General features: G+C 68.7%; 24 protein-coding genes and 3 tRNA genes. 11 read left to right on the top strand and 16 right to left on the bottom strand.

The annotated features are described in order from the left end of the window. Positions 1–15 precede the first annotated feature (15 nt). Both OED01_RS13705 and OED01_RS13700 read right to left on the bottom strand, forming a co-directional pair. Positions 16–849: an ABC transporter permease gene (locus OED01_RS13705; RefSeq protein WP_264155837.1), complete on the bottom strand. Its 834-nt coding sequence runs from the start codon at positions 847–849 to the stop codon at positions 16–18. After that, positions 846–1,730 (bottom strand): ABC transporter ATP-binding protein, encoded by an 885-nt coding sequence (locus OED01_RS13700; RefSeq protein ID WP_264155836.1) that lies wholly within the window; start codon positions 1,728–1,730, stop codon positions 846–848. The genes OED01_RS13705 and OED01_RS13700 overlap by 4 nt, the downstream gene beginning before the upstream one ends. A 113-nt stretch (positions 1,731–1,843) precedes the next feature. Between OED01_RS13700 and OED01_RS13695 the strand changes: the two genes are divergently transcribed. Further along, entirely contained in the window at positions 1,844–3,241 is a 1,398-nt protein-coding gene (locus OED01_RS13695) for an amidase (RefSeq protein ID WP_264155835.1), read from the top strand. A 13-nt stretch (positions 3,242–3,254) separates the two neighbouring features. Here OED01_RS13695 and OED01_RS13690 read toward each other — a convergent pair whose 3' ends face one another. Genes OED01_RS13690 through OED01_RS13660 form a run of 7 tightly spaced genes read right to left on the bottom strand, consistent with a single transcriptional unit; the run spans position 3,255 to position 12,112 of the window. Next, complete coding sequence (locus OED01_RS13690) at positions 3,255–4,655, bottom strand: threonine/serine exporter family protein (protein ID WP_264155834.1); 1,401 nt, start codon at positions 4,653–4,655, stop codon at positions 3,255–3,257. 29 nt (positions 4,656–4,684) lie between these two features. Further along, the gene (locus OED01_RS13685; RefSeq protein ID WP_264155833.1) at positions 4,685–7,330 is read right to left on the bottom strand and encodes an exo-rhamnogalacturonan lyase family protein; all 2,646 of its coding nucleotides are present in this window, start codon (positions 7,328–7,330) and stop codon (positions 4,685–4,687) included. Next, positions 7,327–7,986, bottom strand: coding sequence for a YesU family protein (locus tag OED01_RS13680; RefSeq protein WP_264155832.1), 660 nt, complete (start codon positions 7,984–7,986; stop codon positions 7,327–7,329). The genes OED01_RS13685 and OED01_RS13680 overlap by 4 nt, the downstream gene beginning before the upstream one ends. After that, positions 7,983–8,864 carry a carbohydrate ABC transporter permease gene (locus tag OED01_RS13675; protein ID WP_264155831.1) on the bottom strand — a complete coding sequence of 294 codons (882 nt, stop codon included), beginning with the start codon at positions 8,862–8,864 and terminating at the stop codon, positions 7,983–7,985. Before OED01_RS13675 ends, OED01_RS13680 begins: the two co-directional genes overlap by 4 nt. Beyond that, entirely contained in the window at positions 8,864–9,835 is a 972-nt protein-coding gene (locus OED01_RS13670) for an ABC transporter permease (RefSeq protein WP_318841108.1), read from the bottom strand. The genes OED01_RS13675 and OED01_RS13670 overlap by 1 nt, the downstream gene beginning before the upstream one ends. 56 nt (positions 9,836–9,891) lie before the next feature. Continuing rightward, positions 9,892–11,424: an extracellular solute-binding protein gene (locus OED01_RS13665; RefSeq protein ID WP_264155830.1), complete on the bottom strand. Its 1,533-nt coding sequence runs from the start codon at positions 11,422–11,424 to the stop codon at positions 9,892–9,894. A 43-nt stretch (positions 11,425–11,467) separates the two neighbouring features. Beyond that, positions 11,468–12,112 (bottom strand): YesL family protein, encoded by a 645-nt coding sequence (locus OED01_RS13660; RefSeq protein WP_264155829.1) that lies wholly within the window; start codon positions 12,110–12,112, stop codon positions 11,468–11,470. Between the two features lie 327 nt (positions 12,113–12,439). Between OED01_RS13660 and OED01_RS13655 the strand changes: the two genes are divergently transcribed. Further along, positions 12,440–12,739 carry a hypothetical protein gene (locus tag OED01_RS13655; protein ID WP_264155828.1) on the top strand — a complete coding sequence of 100 codons (300 nt, stop codon included), beginning with the start codon at positions 12,440–12,442 and terminating at the stop codon, positions 12,737–12,739. Positions 12,740–12,742: 3 nt separating this feature from the next. Next, a complete protein-coding gene (locus tag OED01_RS13650) occupies positions 12,743–13,396 on the top strand; it encodes a nucleotidyltransferase domain-containing protein (RefSeq protein WP_264155827.1) in 654 nt (217 codons plus the stop codon). Positions 13,397–13,405: 9 nt separating this feature from the next. On the opposite strand, the gene OED01_RS13645 is transcribed toward OED01_RS13650, so the two are convergent. From OED01_RS13645 to OED01_RS13625, 5 genes are all read right to left on the bottom strand, one after another. Further along, the gene (locus tag OED01_RS13645; RefSeq protein ID WP_264155826.1) at positions 13,406–13,702 is read right to left on the bottom strand and encodes a hypothetical protein; all 297 of its coding nucleotides are present in this window, start codon (positions 13,700–13,702) and stop codon (positions 13,406–13,408) included. Between the two features lie 67 nt (positions 13,703–13,769). Then, entirely contained in the window at positions 13,770–14,171 is a 402-nt protein-coding gene (locus OED01_RS13640) for a hypothetical protein (protein WP_264155825.1), read from the bottom strand. Positions 14,172–14,279: 108 nt separating this feature from the next. Continuing rightward, positions 14,280–14,352: transfer RNA gene (locus tag OED01_RS13635), tRNA-Phe, on the bottom strand. Positions 14,353–14,423: 71 nt separating this feature from the next. Next, positions 14,424–14,497 (bottom strand) — tRNA-Asp (locus tag OED01_RS13630). A 31-nt stretch (positions 14,498–14,528) separates the two neighbouring features. Beyond that, positions 14,529–14,601: transfer RNA gene (locus OED01_RS13625), tRNA-Glu, on the bottom strand. A 233-nt stretch (positions 14,602–14,834) separates the two neighbouring features. On the opposite strand from OED01_RS13625, the gene OED01_RS13620 reads away from it, so the two are divergent. Continuing rightward, entirely contained in the window at positions 14,835–16,229 is a 1,395-nt protein-coding gene (locus OED01_RS13620) for a M23 family metallopeptidase (RefSeq protein WP_264155824.1), read from the top strand. A gap of 71 nt (positions 16,230–16,300) precedes the next feature. Here OED01_RS13620 and OED01_RS13615 read toward each other — a convergent pair whose 3' ends face one another. Further along, complete coding sequence (locus OED01_RS13615; protein ID WP_167945513.1) at positions 16,301–16,792, bottom strand: inorganic diphosphatase; 492 nt, start codon at positions 16,790–16,792, stop codon at positions 16,301–16,303. A 100-nt stretch (positions 16,793–16,892) separates the two neighbouring features. Here OED01_RS13615 and tilS point away from each other — a divergent pair, with 100 nt between their 5' ends. Beyond that, on the top strand, positions 16,893–17,885 hold the full coding sequence (gene tilS, locus OED01_RS13610; protein ID WP_264155823.1) for a tRNA lysidine(34) synthetase TilS: 993 nt from the start codon (positions 16,893–16,895) through the stop codon (positions 17,883–17,885). Between the two features lies 1 nt (position 17,886). Here the strand turns inward: tilS and OED01_RS13605 are convergent, their stop codons facing one another. After that, positions 17,887–18,420: a DUF937 domain-containing protein gene (locus OED01_RS13605; RefSeq protein WP_264155822.1), complete on the bottom strand. Its 534-nt coding sequence runs from the start codon at positions 18,418–18,420 to the stop codon at positions 17,887–17,889. 84 nt (positions 18,421–18,504) lie between these two features. On the opposite strand from OED01_RS13605, the gene hpt reads away from it, so the two are divergent. From hpt to folP, 6 genes are all read left to right on the top strand, one after another. Continuing rightward, positions 18,505–19,056, top strand: a complete 552-nt coding sequence (hpt, locus tag OED01_RS13600) for a hypoxanthine phosphoribosyltransferase (protein WP_264155821.1) — start codon at positions 18,505–18,507, stop codon at positions 19,054–19,056. Between the two features lie 116 nt (positions 19,057–19,172). Then, positions 19,173–19,631, top strand: a complete 459-nt coding sequence (locus OED01_RS13595; protein WP_264155820.1) for a carboxymuconolactone decarboxylase family protein — start codon at positions 19,173–19,175, stop codon at positions 19,629–19,631. A gap of 25 nt (positions 19,632–19,656) precedes the next feature. Then, positions 19,657–20,544 carry a sigma-70 family RNA polymerase sigma factor gene (locus OED01_RS13590; RefSeq protein ID WP_264155819.1) on the top strand — a complete coding sequence of 296 codons (888 nt, stop codon included), beginning with the start codon at positions 19,657–19,659 and terminating at the stop codon, positions 20,542–20,544. A 78-nt stretch (positions 20,545–20,622) separates the two neighbouring features. Continuing rightward, complete coding sequence (gene ftsH / locus OED01_RS13585; RefSeq protein WP_264155818.1) at positions 20,623–22,638, top strand: ATP-dependent zinc metalloprotease FtsH; 2,016 nt, start codon at positions 20,623–20,625, stop codon at positions 22,636–22,638. 2 nt (positions 22,639–22,640) lie between these two features. Then, the gene (gene folE, locus OED01_RS13580; protein WP_264155817.1) at positions 22,641–23,249 is read left to right on the top strand and encodes a GTP cyclohydrolase I; all 609 of its coding nucleotides are present in this window, start codon (positions 22,641–22,643) and stop codon (positions 23,247–23,249) included. Beyond that, positions 23,246–24,049 (top strand): dihydropteroate synthase, encoded by an 804-nt coding sequence (folP, locus tag OED01_RS13575; protein ID WP_264155816.1) that lies wholly within the window; start codon positions 23,246–23,248, stop codon positions 24,047–24,049. The genes folE and folP overlap by 4 nt, the downstream gene beginning before the upstream one ends. The last annotated feature ends 2 nt before the right edge of the window (positions 24,050–24,051 follow it).

Genomic DNA, 24,051 nt, shown 5'->3' with positions numbered 1-24,051 from the left:
CCCGTCGTGCGGGTGTCATCCGTCCCTGCGTATCCAGCGGAAGGTCACACGGCTCAGCACGAGGCCGATCACGATCCACAGGGCCAGCATGAGGACGATCATGCCGAGCTGCCAGGAGCCGGCTGCCTCGGCGTTCTTGAAGTCGTCCGGGAGGAACACGGATCGCATCCCCTGTGCGATCCACTTCACCGGTAGGATTCCCGCGGCGTTCTGGAGCCATTCGGGCAGCGCTGCGAAGGCGATGTAGACGCCGGAGACGAACTGGATCAGCAGCACCACCGGGATGACGACGGCGCTCGCGGTCTTGCCCGAACTCGGCACCGACGACAGCGCGATGCCCAGCAGCGTGCAGGCGATGAGTCCGAGCACGAAGATCCAGGCGAAGCGCAACCAGGCCGCGGCATCCGTCGGCAGCGCGGCGCCGTACACGCCCGCCGCGACCGCCATGAGCAGCGCTATCTGCAGGATGGCCGTGACGAACACCTGCCCTGTCTTGCCGAGGAAGTACGTCGCGGGCGAGATCGGCGTCCCGCCGAGACGCTTGAGGGTGCCGTCGCTCTTCTCGGTCGCGATCTCGAGCGCGGGTCCCTGCAGGCCGGAGAGCAGGATGCCGCCGGCGATGAGCCCCGGCAGGTAATAGGTCGCCATGCTCACCGCGCTCGGGCCTTCGCCGATGTCGCCCGTGAAGATCGTGGCGAACAGGACGTACATCAGCGTGGGGAACAGGAACGTGAAGAACACCTGATCGCCGGCGCGGAAGTACTGGCGCAGTTCGAACGCGATCCGGCGTATGCCGAGTCGGACGGTGCGGGTCGGGCCGAGGGACGGCACCGGTGCGGTGATGATCATGCTCGCTCCCCGATGAGAAGGTGGTCCTCCGTGGGCCGGGTCTGATCACGGATCAGTCCCAGATAGATGTCCTCGAGCGTCGGGCGGACGACCTCGAGTCCGCGCGGCTCGCCGCCGTCGCGGTAGAGCTCGGCGATCACCGCTCCCGGCTCTGCGGTGCGCCGCTCGTGGGCCACGCCGGCGGCGTCGGTCCAGCGCACCAGCGGGATGCGGGCTTCGGCTCCGCCGATCTCGTCGATGTCGCCGATCGCGGCGATCCGACCGGCGGTGATGACCGCTGCCCTGTCGCTGAGCTGCGCGGCCTCGTCGAGATAGTGGGTGGTCAGCAGGATGCTGGTGCCCTCCGCCTTGAGCGAGCGGATGAGATCCCAGAACTGCCGCCGCGCCTGCGGGTCGAACCCCGTCGTGGGTTCGTCGAGGAACAGCAGTTCGGGGCGGCCGACGATGCCGAGGGCCACATCGAGGCGTCGTCGTTGGCCGCCGGAGAGCTTCCCGACTCGGACCTTGTGCTTCGTCTCGAGGCCGACGGCGGCGATCACGTCGTCGACCCGTCGCGGGTGCGGGTAATAGCCGGCGAACTCCGTCAGCAGCTCCCGGACCGTGACGTTGCCTGTTTCGCCGCTGGACTGCAGGACGATGCCGAGGCGGGCCTTCCAGTCCAGTCCGCCGCGCTGGGGATCGACGCCGAGCACGCGCACGTCGCCGGAGGTGCGATGCCGATATCCCTCCAGGATCTCGATCGTGGTGGATTTGCCCGCGCCGTTCGGGCCGAGGAGGGCGAAGGTCTCGCCGCGGCGGATGTCGAAGCCGATGCCGTTCACGGCGGTGAACGCGCCGTAGGACTTCCGCAGCTCCTGCACCTGGATCACAGTGTCGGTCATGGTTCCAGCGTGGCGGCGCGATACGCGCCGCGGTAGCCGTGGACGGACGGATTCCGGCATCCACCGGTTGATGGATGCCGCCGTCGCGGATGCGATGTCCGTAGGCTCGAGCCATGGCCGAGTTGCATGACCTCACCGCGATCGAACAGCTCGCGGCGCTTCGCACCAAGGAGATCGCTCCCGCCGATCTCGTGGCGCACTACCTCGAGCGGATCGCACGTCTGGATGCCGGTATCGGCGCGTTCGTCGAGGTGACGGCAGATGCCGCCCGCGAACGCGCGGTCGCGCTCTCCGGCGCTCGCATCGACGGCGCACTGTGGGGTCTGCCCTTCGCCGACAAGGACCTCGTCGCCCGCGCCGGTGTGCCGACCCGGTTCGGGTCGCGCCTGCACGAACGGTTCGTGCCGGAGGACACGGCCGATCAGGCCGCGGTTCTCGACGAAGCGGGCGGGATCAGTCTCGGGAAGACGGCGACACCGGAATTCGGGATGACCGGATACACCGAGACGCGGATCGGCCCTCCGACGCGTGACCCCTGGAATCCGGCGAACGGCGCCGGAGGCTCGAGCGGGGGCGCGGCCGCAGCGGTGGCTGCCGGGCTCGTGCCGTTGGCTCCCGGATCGGATGCCGGAGGATCGATCCGGATCCCGGCGGCCACAGTGGGGCTGGTCGGCATCAAGCCCTCACGGGGCCGCGTGCCGTTCGCCTCGGGGCTCGACAGCCCCGGAGGGCTCGCCGTCGCCGGGCCCATCGCGCGGACGGTCGCGGATGCCGCGCTGCTGCTGGACGTGCAGGCCAGCGGCCGGCCGTATTCGTACGCGACGGCCGCGCCGGGCGATGGTCCGTTCCGGGAGGCGACCGAGCGCGTCGCCGGCCGGACCCGCATCGGCGTCACCACGGTCTCCCCGTGGGACGACGACGAGGACATCCGGCTGGATGCCGACGCCGCACGAGCGGTCGAGGTCGCCGCGGCGCTGCTGGCGGACGGGCACGATGTCGACCGGTTCGACTGGCGTCCCCGGGGGTACGCGGCGATGTTCACGGCGCTGTGGCGCACGAGCGCCGCCCGCATGGCCCTGTCGGACGCCGAGCTCGATCACGTGGAGCCGATCACGGCATGGCTCGCCCGCGAGGGCCGACGGCTGACCGGGCGCGAGGTGCTCGACGCGCTCGCCGCGGCGACCGTGTTCGAGCGGGAGACGATCACGGCGTTCGCGCCGTTCGAGGCCGTGCTCACCCCCGCGCTCGCACTGCCGGCGAGAGCGGTGGGCTGGTTCGATGCCGAGGACGCAGCGGAGAACTTCGCTCAGCAGGTCCGGTACGCGCCGTACTCGAGCTTCGTGAACATCTCGGGGCTGCCGGCGATCGTGGTGCCCGTGACGACGGATGCGTCCGGTCACCCCGTCTGCGTGCAGCTGATCGGGCGCCCAGGCGGCGAGGCGATGATCATCGCGATCGCCGCAGAACTCGAGCGTCGCGTCGGATCGATGCCGCACCCGCCGATCTGGTGAGGACTCCGCGCGGTCAGTGCCGCACGCGCGCGCGCGACTTGGCGACCCCGGCGAGCGTCGCGCGCAGCGGAGTGCCCAGGTAGAGGCCGAGTGAGGCTCCGGCGGCGAGGCCGACCCCGATCGACGCGGCCAGCACGAGCGGCGCGATGCTGACGAGCATCGCCTCGGGAGTGCCGTCCGAATCGGCCAGCCCGAGCAGGCCTCGGAACACGGTGAGCCCGGGGACCAGCGGCACGATCGCGGCCGTCGTGACCGCGACCGACGGCACATGCAGTCCGCGCGCGATCAGGATTCCGAGGAAGCTGGCCAGCAGCGCACCGAAGGCGCTCGCGGCGCCCTCCTGCACCCCGAGCGTGATCGCGGAGCTGTACCCGAGGATCGCGATCACGCTCAGGACGGCGCTGACGAGGACGATCTGCAGCCCGGCGCCGTTGAACAGGGCGACGGCGACCGCGATGATGATCGCGCCCGCGATCTGCGCGGGCAGCGGACCGAACGGAACGGCGTCGTCCGGAAGCGCCATGCCGAACCCGACGAGCTGGGCGAGTCCGAGTCCGATGAGGATGCCGAGGACGACGCCGACCGTCTGCATGATCAGGTCCAGGATGCGACCGCCGGCCGTCAGGGCGAATCCGTCGATCGCGTCCTGAGCCGCCGCGACGACGGAGAGCCCCGAGAGCATCAGCACGATCCCCGAGGCGACCATGATCGAGGGGCGCACCCCGTCGAACGGCGCGATTCCCGCGGAACCGAGCGCGGACACGACGACCGCGAACACGGTGATGATGAACGCGCCGGCGATCTGACCGAAGAACGAGGGCACCTGCAACCGGGCGAGGCCGGCCTGCGCGAACGCCGCGCCCAGGGCGGCGATGAAGGCGAGGACGATGAGGGCGGGCGTCGCATCGAACAGGATGGCGACGCCGATGGTGAGCAGCGCCCTGGCGAAGATCACGACGACCGGGCGGTACAGGAACGGCGTGCGGCGGATCATGCGGTACGCGGCGCGGGCCTCGCCGAGGTCCATGCCGTCGCCGATGTCGGCGAGTAGCGCCTGCAGCCGTTGCAGCTTCGCATGATCGGGGGATGCGGCGTGCACCACCCGCAGAAGAGTGGTGGGGGAGTCGTCCTCGCCGCGGTGGTACGAGACGGTGATCGACGTGAACGTCACGTCGACCTGCACGCCCTTGAGGCCGTACACCTGCGCGACCCGTGTGATCGCGAAGGTGACGTCGTGGGCGGAGGCGCCGACCGCGAACATCGCCGCGCCGATGTGCACGGCGAGATCGAGGATCTTCGACACGATCGTCGCGCTCAGCACCGGGTGGACCTCGGTGAGCGCGACGCGCGACGGGTCGCTCCGGATGGCCTTGCGGACGGAGGTCAGAAACCGCCACTGACGTTCGGAGGACATACCCCCATTCTCGGGCACGTGCGCGGCCGCTACGCCTCCGGAAGCCGGTCGCCGATCAGGGCGAGGTTCTGGATCGCGGCCAGGCCGTACTGCGCGACGTCGTTGGTGCCGACGCTGGGCGCCTCGTCCACCGGGTTGAGCACGGCGGGCCCTTCGATACGGCGCAGCACGAAGTCCCGCCGGTGCACGAGCCACTCGCCGATCCCCTCGAAGGCCCGCCACGCGGCATCCGCCAGCGCATCGTCGCCCGTCTGGGCCGCCACGTATGCCGTCAGCCGGCTGTGCGCCTGCTCGAGGTGGATGCCGGTGAGCCGTTGCCCGACCGCGGCCTCCTGCTCCTCCGGTGACGCCAGATAGAGCCGGCAGTACTGCAGCCAGGCGTCACGGAAGCCGGGAACGTCGACGAGCGAGATGAGCTCGCTCGCGACCTCGACCAGACCGAACACCGCGCTGAGGTGCGAGACCGAGATGCGGTCGCGCGTCGTGTCGAAGCGGCCGGTCTCGATGTCGTACAGGGCCTCCCCGGTGAGGAATCCGTTCGGCAGCGCGCCGATGTCGGCCATGGTGCCCAGCAGCCGGTCGCGCGAGCGCTCGTTGCCGGTGCGCTCCCAGTCCGCGAGCCAGGTGGCGGCAAGCGCTCCCCAGTCGGTTCCGAGGCCGACGGCCAGCGCCGTCCGATCGGGGCGGTAGGTCGCGGCATCCGGGCGCACCTTGCGCGTCGGATCCGTGTCGACGAAGCGCTCGTCGCTGTCGCGGAGCTCGGTGAGCAGGTCGCCGACGCGTTCGTCGGCCGTGAGGTAGTGGAAGATGCGGCGATAGATCGGGCTCGAGATGCGCAGCTGCTTGGCGCTGCATCCCCAGTGCTGGACGTTGTGCCGGGAGCCGAGCCCCTGCCAGCGACCCAGATGGTAGACGTCGACCTCGCCGGTGTGGCGGGTCATCGCCTCGGCGAGGCGGAAGACATCGGCGCGACCGCTGCGCAGGTACGAGTACCAGAGCCAGAGATCGGGGGAGAGCTCGCTGTTGTCCCAGGCGTAACCGCCCACGTCGTAGCGCCACACGTGGCGGTCGAGATCGTAGGCGTGCATGACGTCGCCGTAGTTCCAGAAGCCGTACCAGCGGCGCTGGTCGATCTGACCGAGATAGAAGTCGAGCAGGAAGTCGTTGCTGTCCTCGATCTCGGTGCGCGCCGGCGTCGACCGATCGATCGGCGCCCAGTCGCCGAACACGCCGACCGCGTGCAGGTGCTCGGGCGTCGGCTGCAGCAGCGGCGGACGCTGCATCGCCTCGACGGAGGCGGCGACCTGTTCGATCGCCGGTGTCGCGCCATAGGTGAACAGGGTCAGCTCGTGGGTGCGGGCGACACCGTGGGCGTCTCCGAAACCGGGCTCGTAGTCCTCGTACGTGATCTCGAGGCCCTCGAGCTGGGTCGCGAAATCATCCTGGCCGAGCCCGTCGTGGTAGAACCGGACATCCATCGGCTGGGCCTCTGGTGCGTACAGCCACGCCGTCAGCTCGGCGCGCTCGCCGCCTGCTCCTCGGAGGTCCAGCTGGCCGGGGTGCGACTGCCAGAACGAGCGGATGCCGAGGCCGAAGCCGCCGGTCGGGTCGCTGATCGCGATGTATCCCTCTGCCCTGGTCCCGGCACCGGCATCGATCCATGCGTGCCCCGGCGCCGTGCGCTTGCGGATGCCGAATCCGTCCGCGCTCAACTGCGTCAGTGTGATGTCGTTCCACGCGGGGATGAGGTCGAGCCGTTTCGAGACCTCGGGGTTCCAGGTGTCCGTCGGCGGCGTCTGCTCGCCGCGGATCTGCGCGGCGCGGACCTCGGCGCCCGGATCGCGGCGCAGCCCGGTGAGACCGCGGACGGCCTCGGCGAAGAAGCCGCCGTCGGCACCGGCGATGCGCACGTGACGGTCGTGCAGTGCCGCGTGCAACGGCACGTCGGCGCGGAGCCCGAGACCGGCGAGGAAGTCGTGCTCGGCGTCGCCGTCCCAGATCACGGTGTGCACGAGGCGCACCTCGGCGGAGCCGGCGATGATGACGAAGCGGAGAGTGAACGGCAGCCACTCCCGGTCGCCGTCCTCGTCCCTGTGCGCACCGTCGACGCGCACGACCGCCCGGATGGGACCGTCCTGCTCGACGTCCACCGTGTGCACGCGTGAGCGGAACCGCCGGCGCGTGGCAGCCCCGCCGTCCTCGGGCAGCTCGTCCTGCAGGAGGCTCACCAGTCGTAGGTCTTCCGCGATGATGCGCCCGTCGCGGATCACCCGGCGGGCCAGCACGTCGGCCGGTCCGCTCGGGAAGGCGATCTCGAGGATGCCGTCGCCCACGACGATCTCGTCTCCGGAGCGCTCGACGCGCACGGCGGACGGGGCCGTCGGGACGGCATCCGCACCCGTCACCACCTCGTACGCGCGGGGCGCGTCGAGTGCTCCGACCGCGCAACCGGCCCACTTGACCGAGCCGTCCGGCCAGGTCGCGAGCGGCCAGAACTGCGCGGGGACGGCGCCGCCGCCGACTTCCCGCAGACGCAGGACGGCAGGGTCTGCGACGGTGCCGCGGGCCAGCGGCACGCCCCACGTCGCACCGCCGCGCAGCCGTGCGGGCGGAGCGTCGTCGAGCCAACGGAGCGGGACGGTCTCGATCGGGTCGGTCACGGTCGAGTCGGTCACAGCGAGTGAACCTCCAGGTTGCGGTAGCAGGCGACGAGCGGCGACATCTGGCGGAAGCCGATGCGGCCGGAGGTGATGCGAGGGCCCGCGCTCTCGTCATCCGTCCAGTCGAACAGGGGCAGGTCGTCGATCGAGAAGGCGACGCGCGGTCCGTCTTTCACGACCTCGATGCGGTAGAACGCCGCGCGGGCGTCGACGACCGGGGGCAGCGGGTCGGCGCCCTGCGAGACGAGGTGGAACCCCGGTGACTTACGCAGGTTGCAGGTGTGGAACGCGCGCTCCGCCTCCCATCGGCGCCGGAAGTACGACACGTGCAGAGCGCGGATGTCGCCGGAGTGGTACTGGGGGTAGGCCCCGCTGCGCGGCGTCAGCGCGTCGTCGAAGATGCCGTCGGCATCCGGCGCCTGCTCGGCATCCGCCGCGGCGCCGAAGAACAGCATCGCCAGCCCCGGCTCCGAGCGCGGCGAGAACTCCCATGTGATCCGGATGCGGTCGCCGAACACCTCGGGGCACCAGAACGTGAAGTGGTCATCGAACCCTCCGCCGCTCGAGAGCAGCATCCCTTCTTCCGTCGGCTGGGCCGAGACGGGGCCCTCGGCGACCCAGCCGTCCAGATCTTCCTGCGACGTCAGAGCGTTGCGGTAGACGAGGGTCATCCCTTCACCGACCCGATCAGCATTCCCTTCGCGAAGTGCTTCTGCAGGAACGGGTAGAACAGGATGATCGGCAGGGTCGCCACGATGATCACCGCGAACTTGATGCCCTGAGCCGGAGGCAGCTGCGTCGGGTCCTGCTCGACGACCGACAGGTCGGTGGCGACGGTCACCTGGCGCAGGAACATCTGCAGCGTCCACATCGAGTTGTCGTTGAGGTACAGCAGCGGCGACATGAAGTCGTTCCAGATGCCGACCGCGTAGAACAGCGCGAATGTCGCGAGGACCGGCTTGGACAGCGGCAGGATGATGCTCCACAGCGTCTGCAGCTCGTTCGCGCCGTCGATCTTCGCCGACTCCTCCAGCTCGGCGGGGAGCTGCTGGAAGAAGTTCTTGATGATGATGAGGCTGAACGGATTAATCGCCATCGGCAGGATCAGCGCCCAGTAGTTGTTCAGCAGCCCGAGGTCCTTCACCACGAGGAACGTCGGGATCATGCCGCCGCCGAACACCATCGTGAACACGATGAGCGACAGGATGAGCTTTCCGCCGGGGAGGTTCGCCTTGCTGAGCGGGTACGCCATGGATGCGGTGAGGGCGAGCTGCACGACCGTGCCCACCGCGGTCACCGCGATCGTCGTGATCAGGGCCCTGACGAATGCCGGGCTGGTGAAGATCGCCTCGTACGCCTTGAGGGAGAACGTCTCCGGCCACAGGAAGAACGATCGCGTCGCGAGCTCGGCCTCGGTCGCGAACGACCCGGCGAGTACGAACGCGAACGGCACGAGCGCGAGGATCGCGACGGCGACCATCAACGCGATGTTGAACACGTCGAACACACGCCCCGCGGGTGTGTTGAATCGATACTTCTCGCGAGCCATCAGAAGATTCCTGCCTGGGTGAAGCGCTTGGCGAGCCAGTTCGCGCCGAAGATGAGGACGACGCCGACGACCGCCTTGAAGAGGCCGACGGCGGTGCTGTAGCTGTAGGAGCCCTGCGTGATACCCATGAAGTAGACGTAGGTGTCGAACACGTCGGCGACCGAGCGGTTGAGCGAGTTGGTCATGAGGTAGATCTGCTCGAAGCCGGTGTTGAGCACCTGGCCCATCTGCAGCACGAGCATGACGACGACGGTCGGCGCGATCGAGGGCAGCGTGATGTGCCAGACGCGTTGGAACCGACCGGCGCCGTCGATGATCGCGGCCTCGTACTGGGCCTGGTCGACGCCGGCGAGGGCGGCGAGGAAGATGATCGTTCCCCAGCCGGTGTTCTTCCAGATGTCCTGCAGGACGATGATCGGCCGGAACCAGGCCGGGTCGGCGAGGAAGTTCACCTCGGTACCGAGGATGCCGTTGATGAGCTGGAACAACGGACCGATGTCGAGCGCGAACAGCAAGTAGGTCAGCGAGGCGACGACGGTCCAGGAGAGGAAGTGCGGGATGTAGATGAGGGTCTGCACCGTCCGCTTGAGCACGATGAGGCGCATCTCGTTGAGCAGCAGCGCCACGATGATCGTGAGCGGGAACGCGATCACGAGGCTCAGCAGAGCCAGGATCAGCGTGTTGGCGAGCAGCCGAGGGAAATCGGGGCTCGAGAAGAAGTCCTCGAAATGCTCGAGGCCCACCCAGGGGCTGTCCTGGATGCCGAGGAAGGGCACGTAGTCCTTGAACGCGATGATGGCGCCGTACATGGGCCAGTACCGGAACAGGACGAAGTAGATGATGCCTGGCAGCAGCAGCAGATAGAGCCACTTGAACTGCGTGAAGTGCACGCGGACGCCGCGGCGCCGCTTGGACGCCTTCTCGACGGTCAGCGTCTCGGTCGCCGTGACGGCGTTGTCGAGCATGGTCATGGGAAGAACCTCTCGGGAGGCCGGGGCGGCACGCGGTGCCGCCCCGGCGATCCGGATCAGGAGTCGGCGTCCGCCAGCTCGTTGATCTCGGTGATCACGTCGTCGCCGCCGCTCGAGCGCCACAGCTCGATGGCGTCCTTGAGGCCGTCGAGGTCGAGCTGGCCGGCGATGTACTGGATGCGTGCGTCGGCCACGATCGTGTCGAGCTGCGCACCCTTGGAGACGTAGGTATCGGACACGTAGGCGGCCGACGGGTCGTAGACGGCGGACTCGAGATCGGAGGCCTCGATCTCCTTGCGCTTGTCGTACATCTCCTGCTCGTACTCCGAGGCCTGCTTGGGCAGGTAGCCCTGGAAGCCGGTGACGTTCGTGCCGAGCTGCGCGTACGCGGCGGAGGTGTCCTTGTCGACCTGGCTCGCGCTGTCGATGCCGACGGCGAGGTCGCCGTCGAGCTCGTACGTGACGCCCTCGATGCCGTTGTTGAGCAGCGGGCCGACCTCTTCCGAGTTCAGCTCGTTCAGCACCTCGAGCACCCCGCGCAGCTGCTCTTCGGTCTTCACCTGCGCTTTCGGGATCGCGAGGAAGCCGCTGTAGCCGGCGGTCGGGAGGGCGTGCAGCTCACCGTCGGGGCCCTCGAGGTTGCCCGTGACGTCGACGTAGTTCTGGAAGCCCTCCGGGTCCTGCTCCTTGAGCAGACTCATGAGCTGACCGGCGCGGGAGTGCACGTCGATGATGATGCCGCCCTTGCCCGTGAGGAACGGCTCATTCCACTTCGCGGAGTCGAAGGTCGCGTAGTCGGCGTTGACGACGCCGTCCTCGACGAGCTGGCGCTCGAACTGGACGGCCTCGAGCCACTCGTCGGTGGTGAAGTTCGGGACGAGCTCGCCGTCGCGTTCGGTCCAGCGGTTGCCGGCGCCGTACCAGGTCTCGATGGCATCCCACGGGCTGTTCGTGCCGATGGTGCCCGGCCACTTGGGGATGATGAGGCCGTAGGTGTCGGCCGCGCCGTTGCCATCGGGGTCGTTCTCGGTGAAGGCCTTCGCGACCTCGTGGAGCTCTTCGGTGGTGGTGGGCATCTCGAGGCCGAGGTTCGCCAGCCAGTCCTTGCGGATGATCACGGCCTCGCGCATGACGTCGCGCGAGCGGAAGATGCCGTAGACCTTGCCGTTGATGCTCGAGGAGTGCTGCACCTGCGGGAATGTGGTCTTGAGGTTGTCGTAGTCGTCGAGGTACTCGGTGAGGTCCCAGAACGCCCCGGCCTCGGCGTTGCGGACGAACCCGGGGTCCTTGCCCTGGATGACCATGACCTGCGGAAGGTCGTCGCCGGCGAGGGTGATGTTGACCTTGTCGCCGTAGGACGAGTTCGGCACCCACGTCATGTCGAGGTCGACGCCGATCTCGTCTTCGATCGCTGTCTCGAACTGGTTGCCGTCCTCGGGGGCGTTGGTGGAGAGATACGGAGCCATGATGGTCAGCGTCTCGAGCTCGGCGGCATCCGCTCCGGCATCCGGACCGGCGGAGCAGCTGGTCAGGGCGAGGGCGGCGACGGCGGCGAGGCCGATGCCGGAGGCGATGGTGCGGTGCTTCATGGGGGAACTCCTTCGTTCGGTGGGGAGGGGAGAGGTGGGGAGATCAGGTCGTGGGATGCGCCTCGGCGAGGCGGCGGTCGTTCGCGGTGAAGAAGCCGATGCACAGCGCGGTGCTGAGGGTGAGCCAGGCGCCGAGCGAGAGGAACGGGATGATGCCAGGGAGGATGAAGCTCGCCGTCACGACCACCACCGCTGCGAGCAGCAGCAGGATCGCGTGCGGGAGATTGCGCATCACCCAGCGGAATGCCGTCGGTGCGTAGGCGCGCAGGGGGACTTCGTAGTGGGCGAACATCGTGACGGCGACGGCCGTGACGGCGACGGCGAGGGCCAGAGCCGCGCTGGTCAGGATGCCGAGCGGGGCGCCGAGAGAGCCGGCGGCGTACTGGCCGATAGCGCTGGCCGCGAGCAGGACCGTGATCACGAACGCGGGGCCGAGTGCGGCGTTGGCGCGCCAGAACTCGCGTCGCCAGGCCTGTGCGAAACAGCGCCAGGCGGCGAACCCGTCGCCGCGCAGGCGACGGCGGGTCAACTCCGTGGCGGCTACGGATGCCGGCGCGGCGCCGAGCACGATGCCGCCGGCGAGTGTGAAGGCGATCCACAGCACATTGACCGTCGCGACCCACCAGATCCAGTCGAAGGCGGCGTGCACGCGCAGAGCCCAGCCGGGGGCGGCGGTGGTCGTCGTCATCAGCTCTCCAACGTTGCAGGGCAGGGCAGTCGCGTTCGGAATGCGTTTTCCGAAATACGGCTCCGTGAACGCTAACTCCGGTTCGGGGTGTCCGTCAAGCCGAAACGGCCTCTGTGATAAAAACGTTTCAAATTGGGTCGCGGCGCGACGCCGGCGCCGCCGAGGTCAGGTGGAAGAGAAATGTCGGTCATGCGTGGGCATGACCGACATTTCCCTTCTCCGCCGCGAGCGGTGGTGGAGCCAGGGCCAGATCGGTGTGGCGCGCGGTCCGCAGGAGCCGGAGTAGTTCAACTGCCGCCCGCGCGTCGCATTGGTAGCGTGGGGGCGATGTTCGTCTTCGGTGTGCTGGCTGCGGTGACCGGCGTGGTGGTGTTCCATCTCGCGCTGGCGAGCACGTTGCACGCGAATGCAGGCATCCGGATCCCGCTCTTCCGCAACGGTGAGGTGGTTCCGCGGGGATCCGTCGCCTTGCGGGCGATCGGAGCCGGGCTCATCGTGTTCGGAGCCGTGATGCTCGGCATGACCGCGTGGTACCTGCCGTTCCTCGTCATCCTGGTGGGGCCGGTTGCCGCCTTGGTCGCCATCGTGGTGCACAACGCCGCAGCGCGGCGTCGCGCGAGGGCGTGAACGGTGTCGCCTGGTCACGTCCCCCTTCCGCAGCCGGAGTCCGCGAGGCCGCTGCCGCCGGAGGAGTTCGCGCGCTGGTACGGGCCGTGGGATCCGCTGACACCGGACTCGATCGCCGGCTTCCTCGAGGGATTCGACCGACCGTGGTGGATCGTCGGGGGATGGGCGCTCGAGAACGCGACGGGCGTCAGCCGCAGCCATGAGGACATGGACGTCTCGATCGCGCATCACGATGCCGAGGCGCTGCGCGTGTTCCTCGCAGAGCGCGGGTGGACGACCTGGAACGCCGACAGCGGCTGGCTGCGTCCGTTCGACGAGCGGTTCCGTGAGATCCGCAGCGACAGCGGGATCTGGGTGCGTGCCGATGCGCGTTCGCCGTGGGTGCTCGATGTGCCGCTGACGAGATTCAACGGCGACAGATGGACGAACAAGCGGCTTCCGTCGCAAGAGTACGACCTCGACGAGGTGACCTGGGTCGCGGAGGACGCTCTGCGCTACCTCAACCCCGAAGTGGTGCTGCTCATGAAGGCGGCGCAGGTGCGCGACAAGGACATCGTGGATGCCGAGGCGACGCTCGGTTTTCTCGACGAGCGCCAGCGTGCGTGGCTGCGGGGCACGATCGTCCATCTCGATCCCACGCATCCGTGGGCGGCATAGCGGCGAAGCTCAGGCGGGCGTCAGCCGGAGCCGCCCGCGCAGGAACGGCAGGGCCGGGGCGCGGTAGCTCAGCATCCCCTCGTCCTCCGGTCGGAGCGTGATCTCTGCCTGTCCGAAGCGCCACATGCGGTTGAACAGGAACACCCCGAGGATCTCGTCGTGTTCGGACGAGACCTGCCAGGTGCCGAGACCCCACTGCGTCGGCTGGCCCTTTCCCTCGATCACCAAGGTCGGACGGATGCCGGCGTACAGCGCGAACCAGGGCTTGTGGAGATTGAGCTCGACGCGACGGGTTCCGGAGGTCATACCGTTCACGCTACCGGCAAGCGGGCGGCGTCCCCGGGTCAGCGGAGCTGGTGGTCGCGCGCTGGTCTCACCAGGCGTAGACGTTGTCCGAGAGCTTCGTCGCCCCTTCGGGCGTCGGCATCCCGTCCGGCAGCACCTCGAACTCGCCGACCACACCTCCGACGTTGAGGGGGCCGCCGCCGCTGCAGCCGACCACCCATTGTTCTCCCGCATCGGCGACGAGACACAGCGATGACTCTTCGAGGCCCTGTGCCAGCCAGATCGACGTCCCGTCGTGCTCTCCGATGTAGCGACTGGAGGCGACGTCGACCGATTCGTACGCGTCGTCCTCGAGCTGTGGGAGCTCGTCCTGGCTGTCTTGCTCGCCCTGCAGGTCGGCGTAGAGGTCTGGCGTGGTTCCGCATCCGGTGAACAGAACGATGGATGCCGCCGTCAATACGAACGCACCAATGCGTCGAGCGTGGGTCATGGCGCCATCCTGCCGTACCGAAGGCCGGGGCCGCACCAGGGCAAAGCAAAACCCCCGCCATGTAGAAGCTAGGCGAGGGTTTCTAAGGTGATTGTAATGATCACCCTGTGGCTCCGACGGGCGTCGATCCCGTGACCTCACGATTTTCAGTCGTGCGCTCTACCAACTGAGCTACAGAGCCTCGCGGCACGAACGAACCTGCCGCGTCTTAGACGACAGGCCCTCTTCGAGAAAAGGGCCTGTCGCTCAGAGCGACCCTGACGGGACTTGAACCCGCGACCTCCGCCGTGACAGGGCGGCACGCTAACCAACTGCGCTACAGGGCCATGCTTTTAAATTGTATCGGAACCGTAGGAGTGACCCCAACGGGATTCGAACCCGTGCTACCGCCGTGAAAGGGCGGCGTCCTAGGCCGCTAAACGATGGGGCCGAAGTCTGTCCCGGGGGACTTCCTTGCCGACGCTCAAGCATAAAGGATGCTTCGACGAAAACGCGAATCGAGGGCGCGTCCTCTTTCCGATCGGGCGTGTCGGGAGGACGATGGAAGTCGTCGGTCGCGTCGTCCCAGGCAGACCCGTGCCCAAGTCGAACGTGCGCTAACCCTGTTGCAGATGTGAAACTTGTTGTTAGTGTGACATCTGTGAAACCGGCGGAAGGAGCCGTGTGAACGAGAAGGTTACGGACGAAGCTGCCCGAGCGGCGTCCGAAGAATGCGGCTGTGCCCCGAGTCCGACGGAGCGCGGTGCTTTCTGGGACCGTGGATCGATCACGCGTCGGAGCGCGATCGGCCTCGGCGCGCTCAGTGTCGTGGCGTTGAGCGCCTTCGGCATCTCGAACGGCGTCAACTCCGCGCATGCCGCGACCTACCCGAGCTGGGACGACGTCCAGCGTGCGAAGCAGAACGAGGCGGCCAAGGCCGCCGAGATCACGCGCATCGAAGCCCTCATCGCCGGGCTGACGCAGAAAGTCGCCGACACTCAGGCCGCGGCCGAAGCGGCGTCCAACGCGTTCTACGAGGCGCAGCAGGCGTACTTCGATGCCGCAGCCGAAGCGGAGGACCTTCAGGCGCAGGCCGATGCGCAGGCCGGAGCCGCCGACGCCGCAGCGACGAAGGCGGGGCAGGTCGCTTCTCAGCTGTACCGCAACGGTGGCGACGACACCGCCCTCCAGCTCTTCTTCTCCGGCTCCGCCGCGGACGCCGATCAGTTGCTGTCCAAGCTCGGCACGATGGACAAACTGCTCGAGTACAACCAGACGGTCTACGACGACGCCGTCGCGGCGCGCGACGCCGCTCAGCAGCTCAGCGATCAGGCGACGGTCGCGCGCGACGAGCGCGACCGCCTCCAGAAGGTCGCTGAGCAGAAGATGATCGAGGCGCAGGACGCCGCGGATGCGGCGCAGGCGGCTCTGGACGAGCAGGCGGCGAACCGTGAAACCCTCGAGGCCCAGCTCGCTGCCCTCAAGGACACGACGGCCACGACCGTCGCTCAGTATCAGCAGGGCGTGGAAGTGCGCCGGAAGGCTGAGGAGGAGCGCCGGAGAAAGGAAGCGGCCGCTGCTGCAGCCGCGGCCGCAGCCGCGTCATCCGGTGGCGGAGGCGGCGGTGGTGGCGGAGGTGGTGGCGGCGGCGGCGGCGGTAACGGCAGTGGATGGGTTCGTCCGCATGGCGGCCGGATCTCCTCCGGCTACGGTCCTCGCCCCGTGAAGTGCTCGAACGGAAACTGCTCCTCGGGGTGGCACCGTGGACTCGATTTCGCCAACGGATGCGACGCGGGAATCTACGCCGCGGCCGCAGGTGTCGTGGAGTATTCCGGCGACAACGGCGGCTACGGCAACTACATCAAGATCGCGCACAGCGGTGGGGTCGGCACCGGATACGCCCACATCCGGCGCGGCGGGCTCCTCGTCAGGCGCGGGCAGCGCGTCGACGCCGGCCAGCTCATCGCCTATTCGGGCAACACCGGAAGCTCGCTGGGCTGTCACCTGCATTTCGAGGTGTACCGCCCGCACAAGGTCAACCCCGCAGACTTCCTCCGTTCGCGCGGCGTCTCCGTCTGAGCGCTCACCTGACGCATGAAGCCCCCGGCCGCATCGCGGTTCCGGGGGCTTCGTGCGTCGGGTGCGAGGGGTCAGTGACCCTGCTCGCCGAACCGGACGATCGCCTCATCGAGGATGCGCTGCGCCTCCGCGGCATCCCCCCAGGCGTCGACCTTGACCCACTTGTTGGGCTCGAGGTCCTTGTAGTGCTCGAAGAAGTGCTCGATCTCCTTCTTCGTGTACTCGGCCAGGTCGCCGATGTCCTGGATGTGCGCCCAGCGCGGGTCCTTGCTCAGGACGGCGACGAGCTTGTCGTCTCCGCCGGCCTCGTCGCTCATCTTCAGCACGGCGACGGGGCGGACCTCGACGACGACGCCCGGGTAGATCGCGTGGTCGAGCAAGACCAGGACGTCCAGCGGGTCGCCGTCCTCTCCGAGCGTGTTGTCGAAGTAGCCGTAGTCGGCCGGGTATCCGAACGTCGTGTACAGGACGCGGTCGAGGTGGACTCGTCCGGTCTCGTGGTCGACTTCGTACTTCACGCGGCTGCCGCGCGGGATCTCGATGACGGCGTCGTGTGCGCCCATGCGTGTGCTCCTCAGAAAAGACGGTTGGATGCCGCGGACAAGCCTACTTCGCGGAAACCGCCTCGCGTGAGACTCCTTGCGCAGCGGCTACCGTGGAGGCGTGCCCTCGCTGAATCCTGCCGTCGCAGAGGTCCGACTCGCCGTCCGCTCCGCGCTCGCCGATCTTCCGGACGGATCCACCCTGATCGTCGCGCTCTCCGGTGGCGCAGATTCGCTCGCGCTCACGGCGGCGACGGTGTTCGAAGCACGCGCCAGGAACATGAAGGTCCTCAGTCTGACGGTCGACCATCAGCTGCAGGAGGGCTCGGACCGCGTCGCGGCGACGGCCGCCGTGTCAGCGGAGGACATCGGAGTAGACGACGCGTTGCAGACCAAGGTCGACGTCTCCGGCCGTGGCGAGGGCATCGAGGCCGCGGCGCGCAATGCTCGATACGCGGCCATCCGGGGGATTGCCCGCGCCGAACGCGCGGCCGCCGTGCTGCTCGGGCACACGCTCGACGACCAGGCCGAGACAGTCCTGCTCGGCCTCGCCCGCGGCTCCGGCGCCACGAGCCTGCAGGGGATGGCACCCGCACGCGAAGACGAGGGAGGGCTCCGCTGGCTCCGCCCGCTGCTGTCCGTGCGGCGCGAGACGACGAGAGCGTTCTGCGCGGCATCCGAGCTCGAGATCTGGGACGACCCGCACAACGCCGACGACCGCTTCGCCCGCGTGCGCGTGCGCGAACGCGTCCTTCCCGTGCTCGAGTCCGAGCTCGGGCCCGGCATCGCGCAGGCGCTCGCCCGGACGGCCGAGCAGCTCCGTGAGGATGCCGAGGCCTTCGACGAGATGATCCACGAGACCATCGAGGACATCGTCGAGCACGCCGAAGCCGGCATCTCGGTCAGCGTCGCGGCGCTCGCCGCGAACCCGGCCGCACTGCGCAACCGGATCATCCGCCTCGTGGTCGACAGCGAGTTCGGCGTGAGCCTGACCCGCGCGCAGACGCTCGAGGTCGCACGCCTCGCCACGGACTGGTCCGGTCAGGGACCGATCGATCTACCAGGGTGCACGGCGGCACGCCGCGGCGGACGGATCGTCTTCACCGCGCGCTGAGCTACTTCCTGCCGCCGAACAGGCTGCCCAGGATCCCGCCGAGGTCGATGCCGCCGCCGGTGCCTGCCTGCGACCCGCCGCCGAGGATGCCGCCGATGAGGTCGCCGATCCCGCCGGATCCCTCCCCGGATGCGCCCGCCTTCTCCGCCTTGCCCTTGCTCGCGTTCGCGATGAGGTTCATCACGATCGGGGCGAGGATCGGCAGGAGCTTGCCGAAGTCGATCCCCGCGGTCTCCTTCGACTCGGTGAGCTTGGTGGTGACCTCGGCCTTCTTGTCGCCGAGGACGTGCCGGACGATCCTGTCGCCGTCGGCCTCGTCGATCTCGTCGACCTTCGTCGGCGTCGCGCCTTCGTGCTTGCGCAGCGCCTTCTGGATCGCCGCGGAGCCCTCCGCGCTCTCGGCGTTCTTCGCGAGGCCGGTCAGCAGCACCGCGCCGCCTTCTTCGACCGCCTTCTTCGCTTCGCCGGGCGACACCCCCAGCTTCGCGGCGATGTCGTCGATCGGAACCTGCGCGAGGATGTCATCGAGGGCCATGCGAATTCCTTCCGTCGGGGCGTTCGCCCTGGTCACGCTCACATTAGTGCCGAAGGGCACCCCGGCGTCACATAAAATCGATCCATGCGCGCCGCGGAGATCCAGGACGACCTTGCACAGATCCTCGTCACAGAGGAGGAGATTCAGGCCAAGCTCGTCGAGCTCGCAGCACGGGTCGCCGAGGACTACGCCGGAAAGGACCTGCTGCTCGTCGGCGTCCTTAAGGGTGCGGTCATGGTGATGGCCGATTTCGCACGCGCGCTGCCGATGCACGCGCCGATGGACTGGATGGCCGTGTCGAGCTACGGCTCGAGCACCAAGTCCAGCGGCGTGGTCCAGATCCGCAAGGACCTCGACACCGACCTGCACGACAAGCACGTCCTGATCGTCGAGGACATCATCGACTCCGGCCTGACCCTGAGCTGGCTGCTGGAGAACTTCGCCTCGCGCGACCCCGCCTCGATCGAGGTACTCGCCCTGCTGCGCAAGCCGGAGGCGGCGAAGGTCGAGATCGACTGCAAGTACGTCGGCTTCGACATCCCCACCGACTTCGTCGTCGGCTACGGCCTCGACTACGACGAGCGCTACCGCAACCTGCGCGACGTCGCCGTGCTCGCACCGCACGTCTACTCTTGACCCGTACGTCCGAACGCCTGTCACACTTCGGGTCCCTCATCCGACACCTTCAGTGAGGGCCGATGAGCTGCCGACGAGATCCGTCGTCATCCTCGCGGTCCGCGGAAGGATGCATGATGACCCGGATCGACATGACGCGCACGAACAAGCTCGGATACGCCGCCGTGCTGGGGCTCGAGGCCTATGCCCGCAAGAGCGTCGACGCACGGCTCTACGACCTGATCAAGCTGCGTGCGTCGCTGCTGAACGGCTGCGGTTACTGCGTCGACATGCATTCCACCGACGGCGCCAAGCAGGGCATCCCGCAGCGGATTCTGCACGCCGTCGGAGCCTGGCAGCACGCGAAAGGCCTGTTCGAGGAGCGCGAGCTGGCCGCGCTGGCGCTGACCGACGCGATCACCAGGATCGGTCCTGACAGCGTGACCGACGAGGTCTGGGAGGCCGCCGCCGCGCATTTCGACGAGGGCGAGCTCGGTGCGCTCGTCCTGGCCATCAGCACCATCAACGTCTGGAACAGGGTCGCCATCGCGACGGAGATGACTCCGCCGGTCGATGACAAGCATCCGATCGCGTGACGGCGACCGCCGCTAGCGTGGAGGCATGAGCGCCGTCACCCCCGCCACCACGGCGTGGGCCGCCGAACAGGGGCGCCTGATCGGCATCGCGTATCGGATGCGCGGAGACATGGGTCATGCCGAGGGCGTCGTCTCGGAGGTGGCGATCGAAGCGCTCCGTGAGGAGCGCACCGGGTCCGGCCGCGTGCGCTCCTGGCCGGCGTGGCTGACCACGGTCTGCGTCCGGCGAGCGATCGACCGCGTCCGCTCGCTCGCCGCCGTGCGCGAGGAGTACCTCGGCCACTGGCTGCCCGAACCCGTCGCGACCTCCCGCCTGCCGGAGGATGCCGTGGCCGACCGCGAGATGCTCTCGCTCGGGCTGCTGCACCTGGCCGAGCAGCTGGCGCCCGAGGCTCGGGCGGCCGTGGTGCTGCACCGCGCCTACGGGATGTCGGCGGGAGAGATCGGCGAGATCCTGGAGAAGACCCCAGTGGCGGTGCGCCAACTGATCTCGCGTGCCGAACGCCGTCTGCGCCTCCCCGCGCAGGGCGCCGCGCGCCGTGCGGCACCGCCCGACGTGGCGAGAGCGCTCGTCAGCGCGCTCGCGGCGGGGGAGATCGAGGCACTCCTGGCACTGCTCGCGGATGACGCGATCCTGTGGAGCGACGGGGGAGGACGTGTGAAAGCAGCGCTCAACCCGATCTTCGGAGCCGATCGGGTGCGCCGGTTCTTCGTCGGCGTGCGGGAAAAGGCCGTCGCGGTGGACCCGGTGCGCCCCTTCACGATCGAGACGCTCGACGTCAACGGGGAGCCGGCGTTCGCGTTGCGGCACTCCGGCCGCACGGATCTCATCGTCCTCGAGTTCGACGAGGGCGGCCTCATCGACGGCATCCTCCAGGTGAGCAACCTCGACAAGCTGCAGCGCGCGGTCTGAACCGCGCTCGGGGCGGGCTGTCCGCCGTGGGCGAATCACAGCGGCCCTCAAGCGGGCGGGCGGTACGCTGAAGCCATCATGGATGTGAAGAAGATCACCCGGAATCCCCTGATCTACGTGGCGCTGATCGGTGTGCTCCTGTTCGGCGGATTCCTGCTGATCTCGAACCTCGGAGCGCCGAAGCAGATCACGGTGCAGCAGGGACTCGAGCTGCTCGCCGGCGACACCGTCACCGAGGTCACCAACACCGACGGCGATCAGCGCGTCGACATGACCCTCTCGAAGGAGTTCGAGGGTGCGAAGGACGTGCAGTTCTACTACGTCGACGCCCGCGCGGATCAGATCGTCGAGGCGATCGACGCGGCCGACCCCAAGGACGGGTTCACCGACGTCGTTCCGCGCGCCACCTGGTTCGACAGCTTCCTGTCGCTGCTGATTCCGCTCGTCCTGCTCGGCCTGCTGTTCTGGTGGCTGCTGAGCTCGATGCAGGGCGGCGGCGGCAAGGTCATGCAGTTCGGCAAGTCCAAGGCCAAGCTCGTCAACAAGGAGACTCCGACCGTCACCTTCGCCGACGTCGCCGGCGCCGACGAGGCCATCGAGGAGCTCCAGGAGATCAAGGAGTTCCTGCAGGACCCTGCGAAATTCCAGGCCATCGGCGCCCGTATCCCGAAGGGCGTGCTGCTGTACGGCCCTCCAGGAACCGGCAAGACCCTGCTCGCACGCGCCGTCGCCGGCGAGGCGGGCGCACCGTTCTACTCGATCTCCGGCTCCGACTTCGTCGAGATGTTCGTCGGTGTCGGCGCTTCGCGCGTGCGCGACCTGTTCAACCAGGCCAAGGAGAATGCGCCGGCCATCATCTTCATCGATGAGATCGACGCCGTCGGTCGCCACCGCGGCGCCGGCATGGGCGGCGGCAACGACGAGCGCGAGCAGACGCTGAACCAGATGCTCGTCGAGATGGACGGCTTCGACCCGAACGCCAACGTCATCGTGATCGCCGCGACCAACCGTCCGGACATCCTCGACCCCGCGCTGCTGCGCCCGGGTCGCTTCGACCGGCAGATCGGCGTCGACGCGCCCGATCTCAAGGGCCGTCTGCACATCCTCGAGGTGCACGCGAAGGGCAAGCCGCTGTCGAAGTCCGTCGACCTCGAGGTCGTCGCGCGCAAGACCCCCGGCTTCACGGGTGCCGACCTCGCGAACGTCCTCAACGAGGCGGCACTGCTCACGGCGCGCTCGAACGCGCAGCTCGTGGACAACCGTGCGCTGGACGAGGCCATCGACCGCGTGATCGCCGGTCCGCAGCGCCGCACTCGCGTCATGAAGGACCGCGAACGCCTGATCACCGCCTACCACGAGGGCGGCCACGCGCTCGCGGCCGCGGCGATGAACTACACCGACCCGGTCACGAAGATCACGATCCTGCCCCGCGGCAGGGCGCTGGGCTACACGATGGTGCTGCCGCTGGACGACAAGTACTCCGTGACCCGCAACGAACTGCAGGACCAGCTCACCTACGCGATGGGCGGGCGCGTCGCCGAGGAGATCGTCTTCCACGATCCGACCACCGGCGCATCCAACGACATCGAGAAGGCGACCAGCATCGCCCGGAAGATGGTCATCGAGTACGGCATGACGACCGCGCTCGGCCCGGTCAAGCTGGGCTCCGAGGGCGGAGAGCCGTTCGCCGGACGTGACATGGGACGAGGCCGCGAGTACTCCGAGACCGTCGCGGAGCGCGTCGACGTCCAGGTGCGCGCGCTGATCGAGCAGGCGCACAACGAGGCCTACCAGGTCATCAGCGACAACCGCGACGTGCTCGATCGGCTCGCGCTGGCCCTGCTCGAGGAGGAGACGCTCGATCACAACCAGATCGCCGAGATCTTCCACGACGTGCGCAAGCTGCCCGAGCGTCCGCTCTGGCTGTCGAGCGAAGACCGTCCGGTGTCCACCCGGCCCCCGATCGAGGTCCCGAAGCGGGTCGTGCCGGCGGATGCTGCGGCATCCGAAGCGGCTCCGGCGGATGCCGCGGCGACCAGGGGGACGGCCGAGTCCGCTCCAGGGTCCGGGCACACGCGTCCGGCGACCGCCTGATCGTGACCGTCGACATCCAGCGGGTCGCAGCGCTCACGCGTGAGCTGCTCGAGGCGATCGGCGAGGACCCCGAGCGTCCCGGGCTCAAGCAGACCCCGCAGCGGGTGGCCGATCTGTACGCCGAATTCTTCGCCGGCGTGGGCGAAGACCCGGCGGCTCCGCTCGCCCACACCATCAGCGTCTCGCGCGGCCCTGCCCCGGAGACCCTGCCGAGCGGTGCGGTCGTGCTGCGCGACATCCGGTTCCGCTCGGTCTGCGAGCACCACCTGCTGCCCTTCGCCGGCCGTGCCCACCTCGCGTATCTGCCGGGTGAGCAGGTCGTCGGACTCGGCGCTCTCGTGAAGGTCGTCGAGACGCTGGCGACCCGCCCGCAGGTGCAGGAGCGACTCGGCGAGCAGATCGCCGACACGATCGACGCCCACCTCGACACGCGGGGCGTCCTGGTCGTTCTGGATGCCGTGCACGGCTGCGTCACGATGCGCGGCGGCCGTCAGCCCGAGGCATCCACTCTCACGGTCGCGGCTCGGGGCGCGTATGCCGACCCGATCGCCCGCGCCGAGATCATCGCGTTGATCGCGGCGTCCTCCGGTCACGGAGCCGAGCTGCCGTGACCACGATCTGGGGAATCGTCAACGTCACACCCGACTCGTTCAGCGACGGCGGGCGCTTCCTCGACACCGCGCGCGCGATCGAGCACGGTATGCAGCTCCGGCGCGACGGCGCCGACGTGCTGGACGTCGGCGGCGAATCCACCCGCCCCGGCGCGGAGCGCGTCGACCCGTCGATCGAGCAGGAACGCGTGCTCCCGGTCATCGCGGCGCTCGCCGCCGAAGGTGCGACGGTCAGCGTCGACACCCTCAACGCGTCGACGGCCGTGGCGGCCGTGTCGGCCGGCGCGCGGATCGTCAACGACGTCTCGGGCGGTCTCGCCGACGAGCGCATGCTCTCGGCCGTCGCCGGCACGGACGCCGACTACGCGCTCGGCCACTGGCGCGGCCCGTCCTCCGACATGTACGCGAACGCGTCGTACCGTCGCGCGGCTCGCGAAGTCGCGGGTGAGTTGCGCGACGGCGTCGGCAGAGCCGCAGCCGCTGGCATCGCCCCGTCCCGCCTCATCCTCGACCCCGGCATCGGATTCGCGAAGGCGGGCCAGGCGAACTGGGACGTCCTCCGCGGCCTGGACGAGATCACCGCGCTCGGCCATCGCGTTCTGATCGGCACGTCGCGCAAGCGCTTCCTCGCTGAGACGCTGCGAGCAAGTGAGGGCGATGACATCTCGCTGGAGCGCCGCGACCTCGCGACCGCCGTCACGAGTGCACTGGCCGTGCGCGCCGGAGCATGGGCCGTGCGCGTCCACGACGTCGTCGCCACCCGCGACGCCATCGCCGTCGCCCGTGCCTGGGAGAGCTGAGC

The sequence above is a fragment of the Microbacterium sp. M28 genome, from assembly GCF_025836995.1.
Lineage (GTDB): Bacteria > Actinomycetota > Actinomycetes > Actinomycetales > Microbacteriaceae > Microbacterium.
This window is presented reverse-complemented; position numbering and strand designations above follow the sequence as displayed.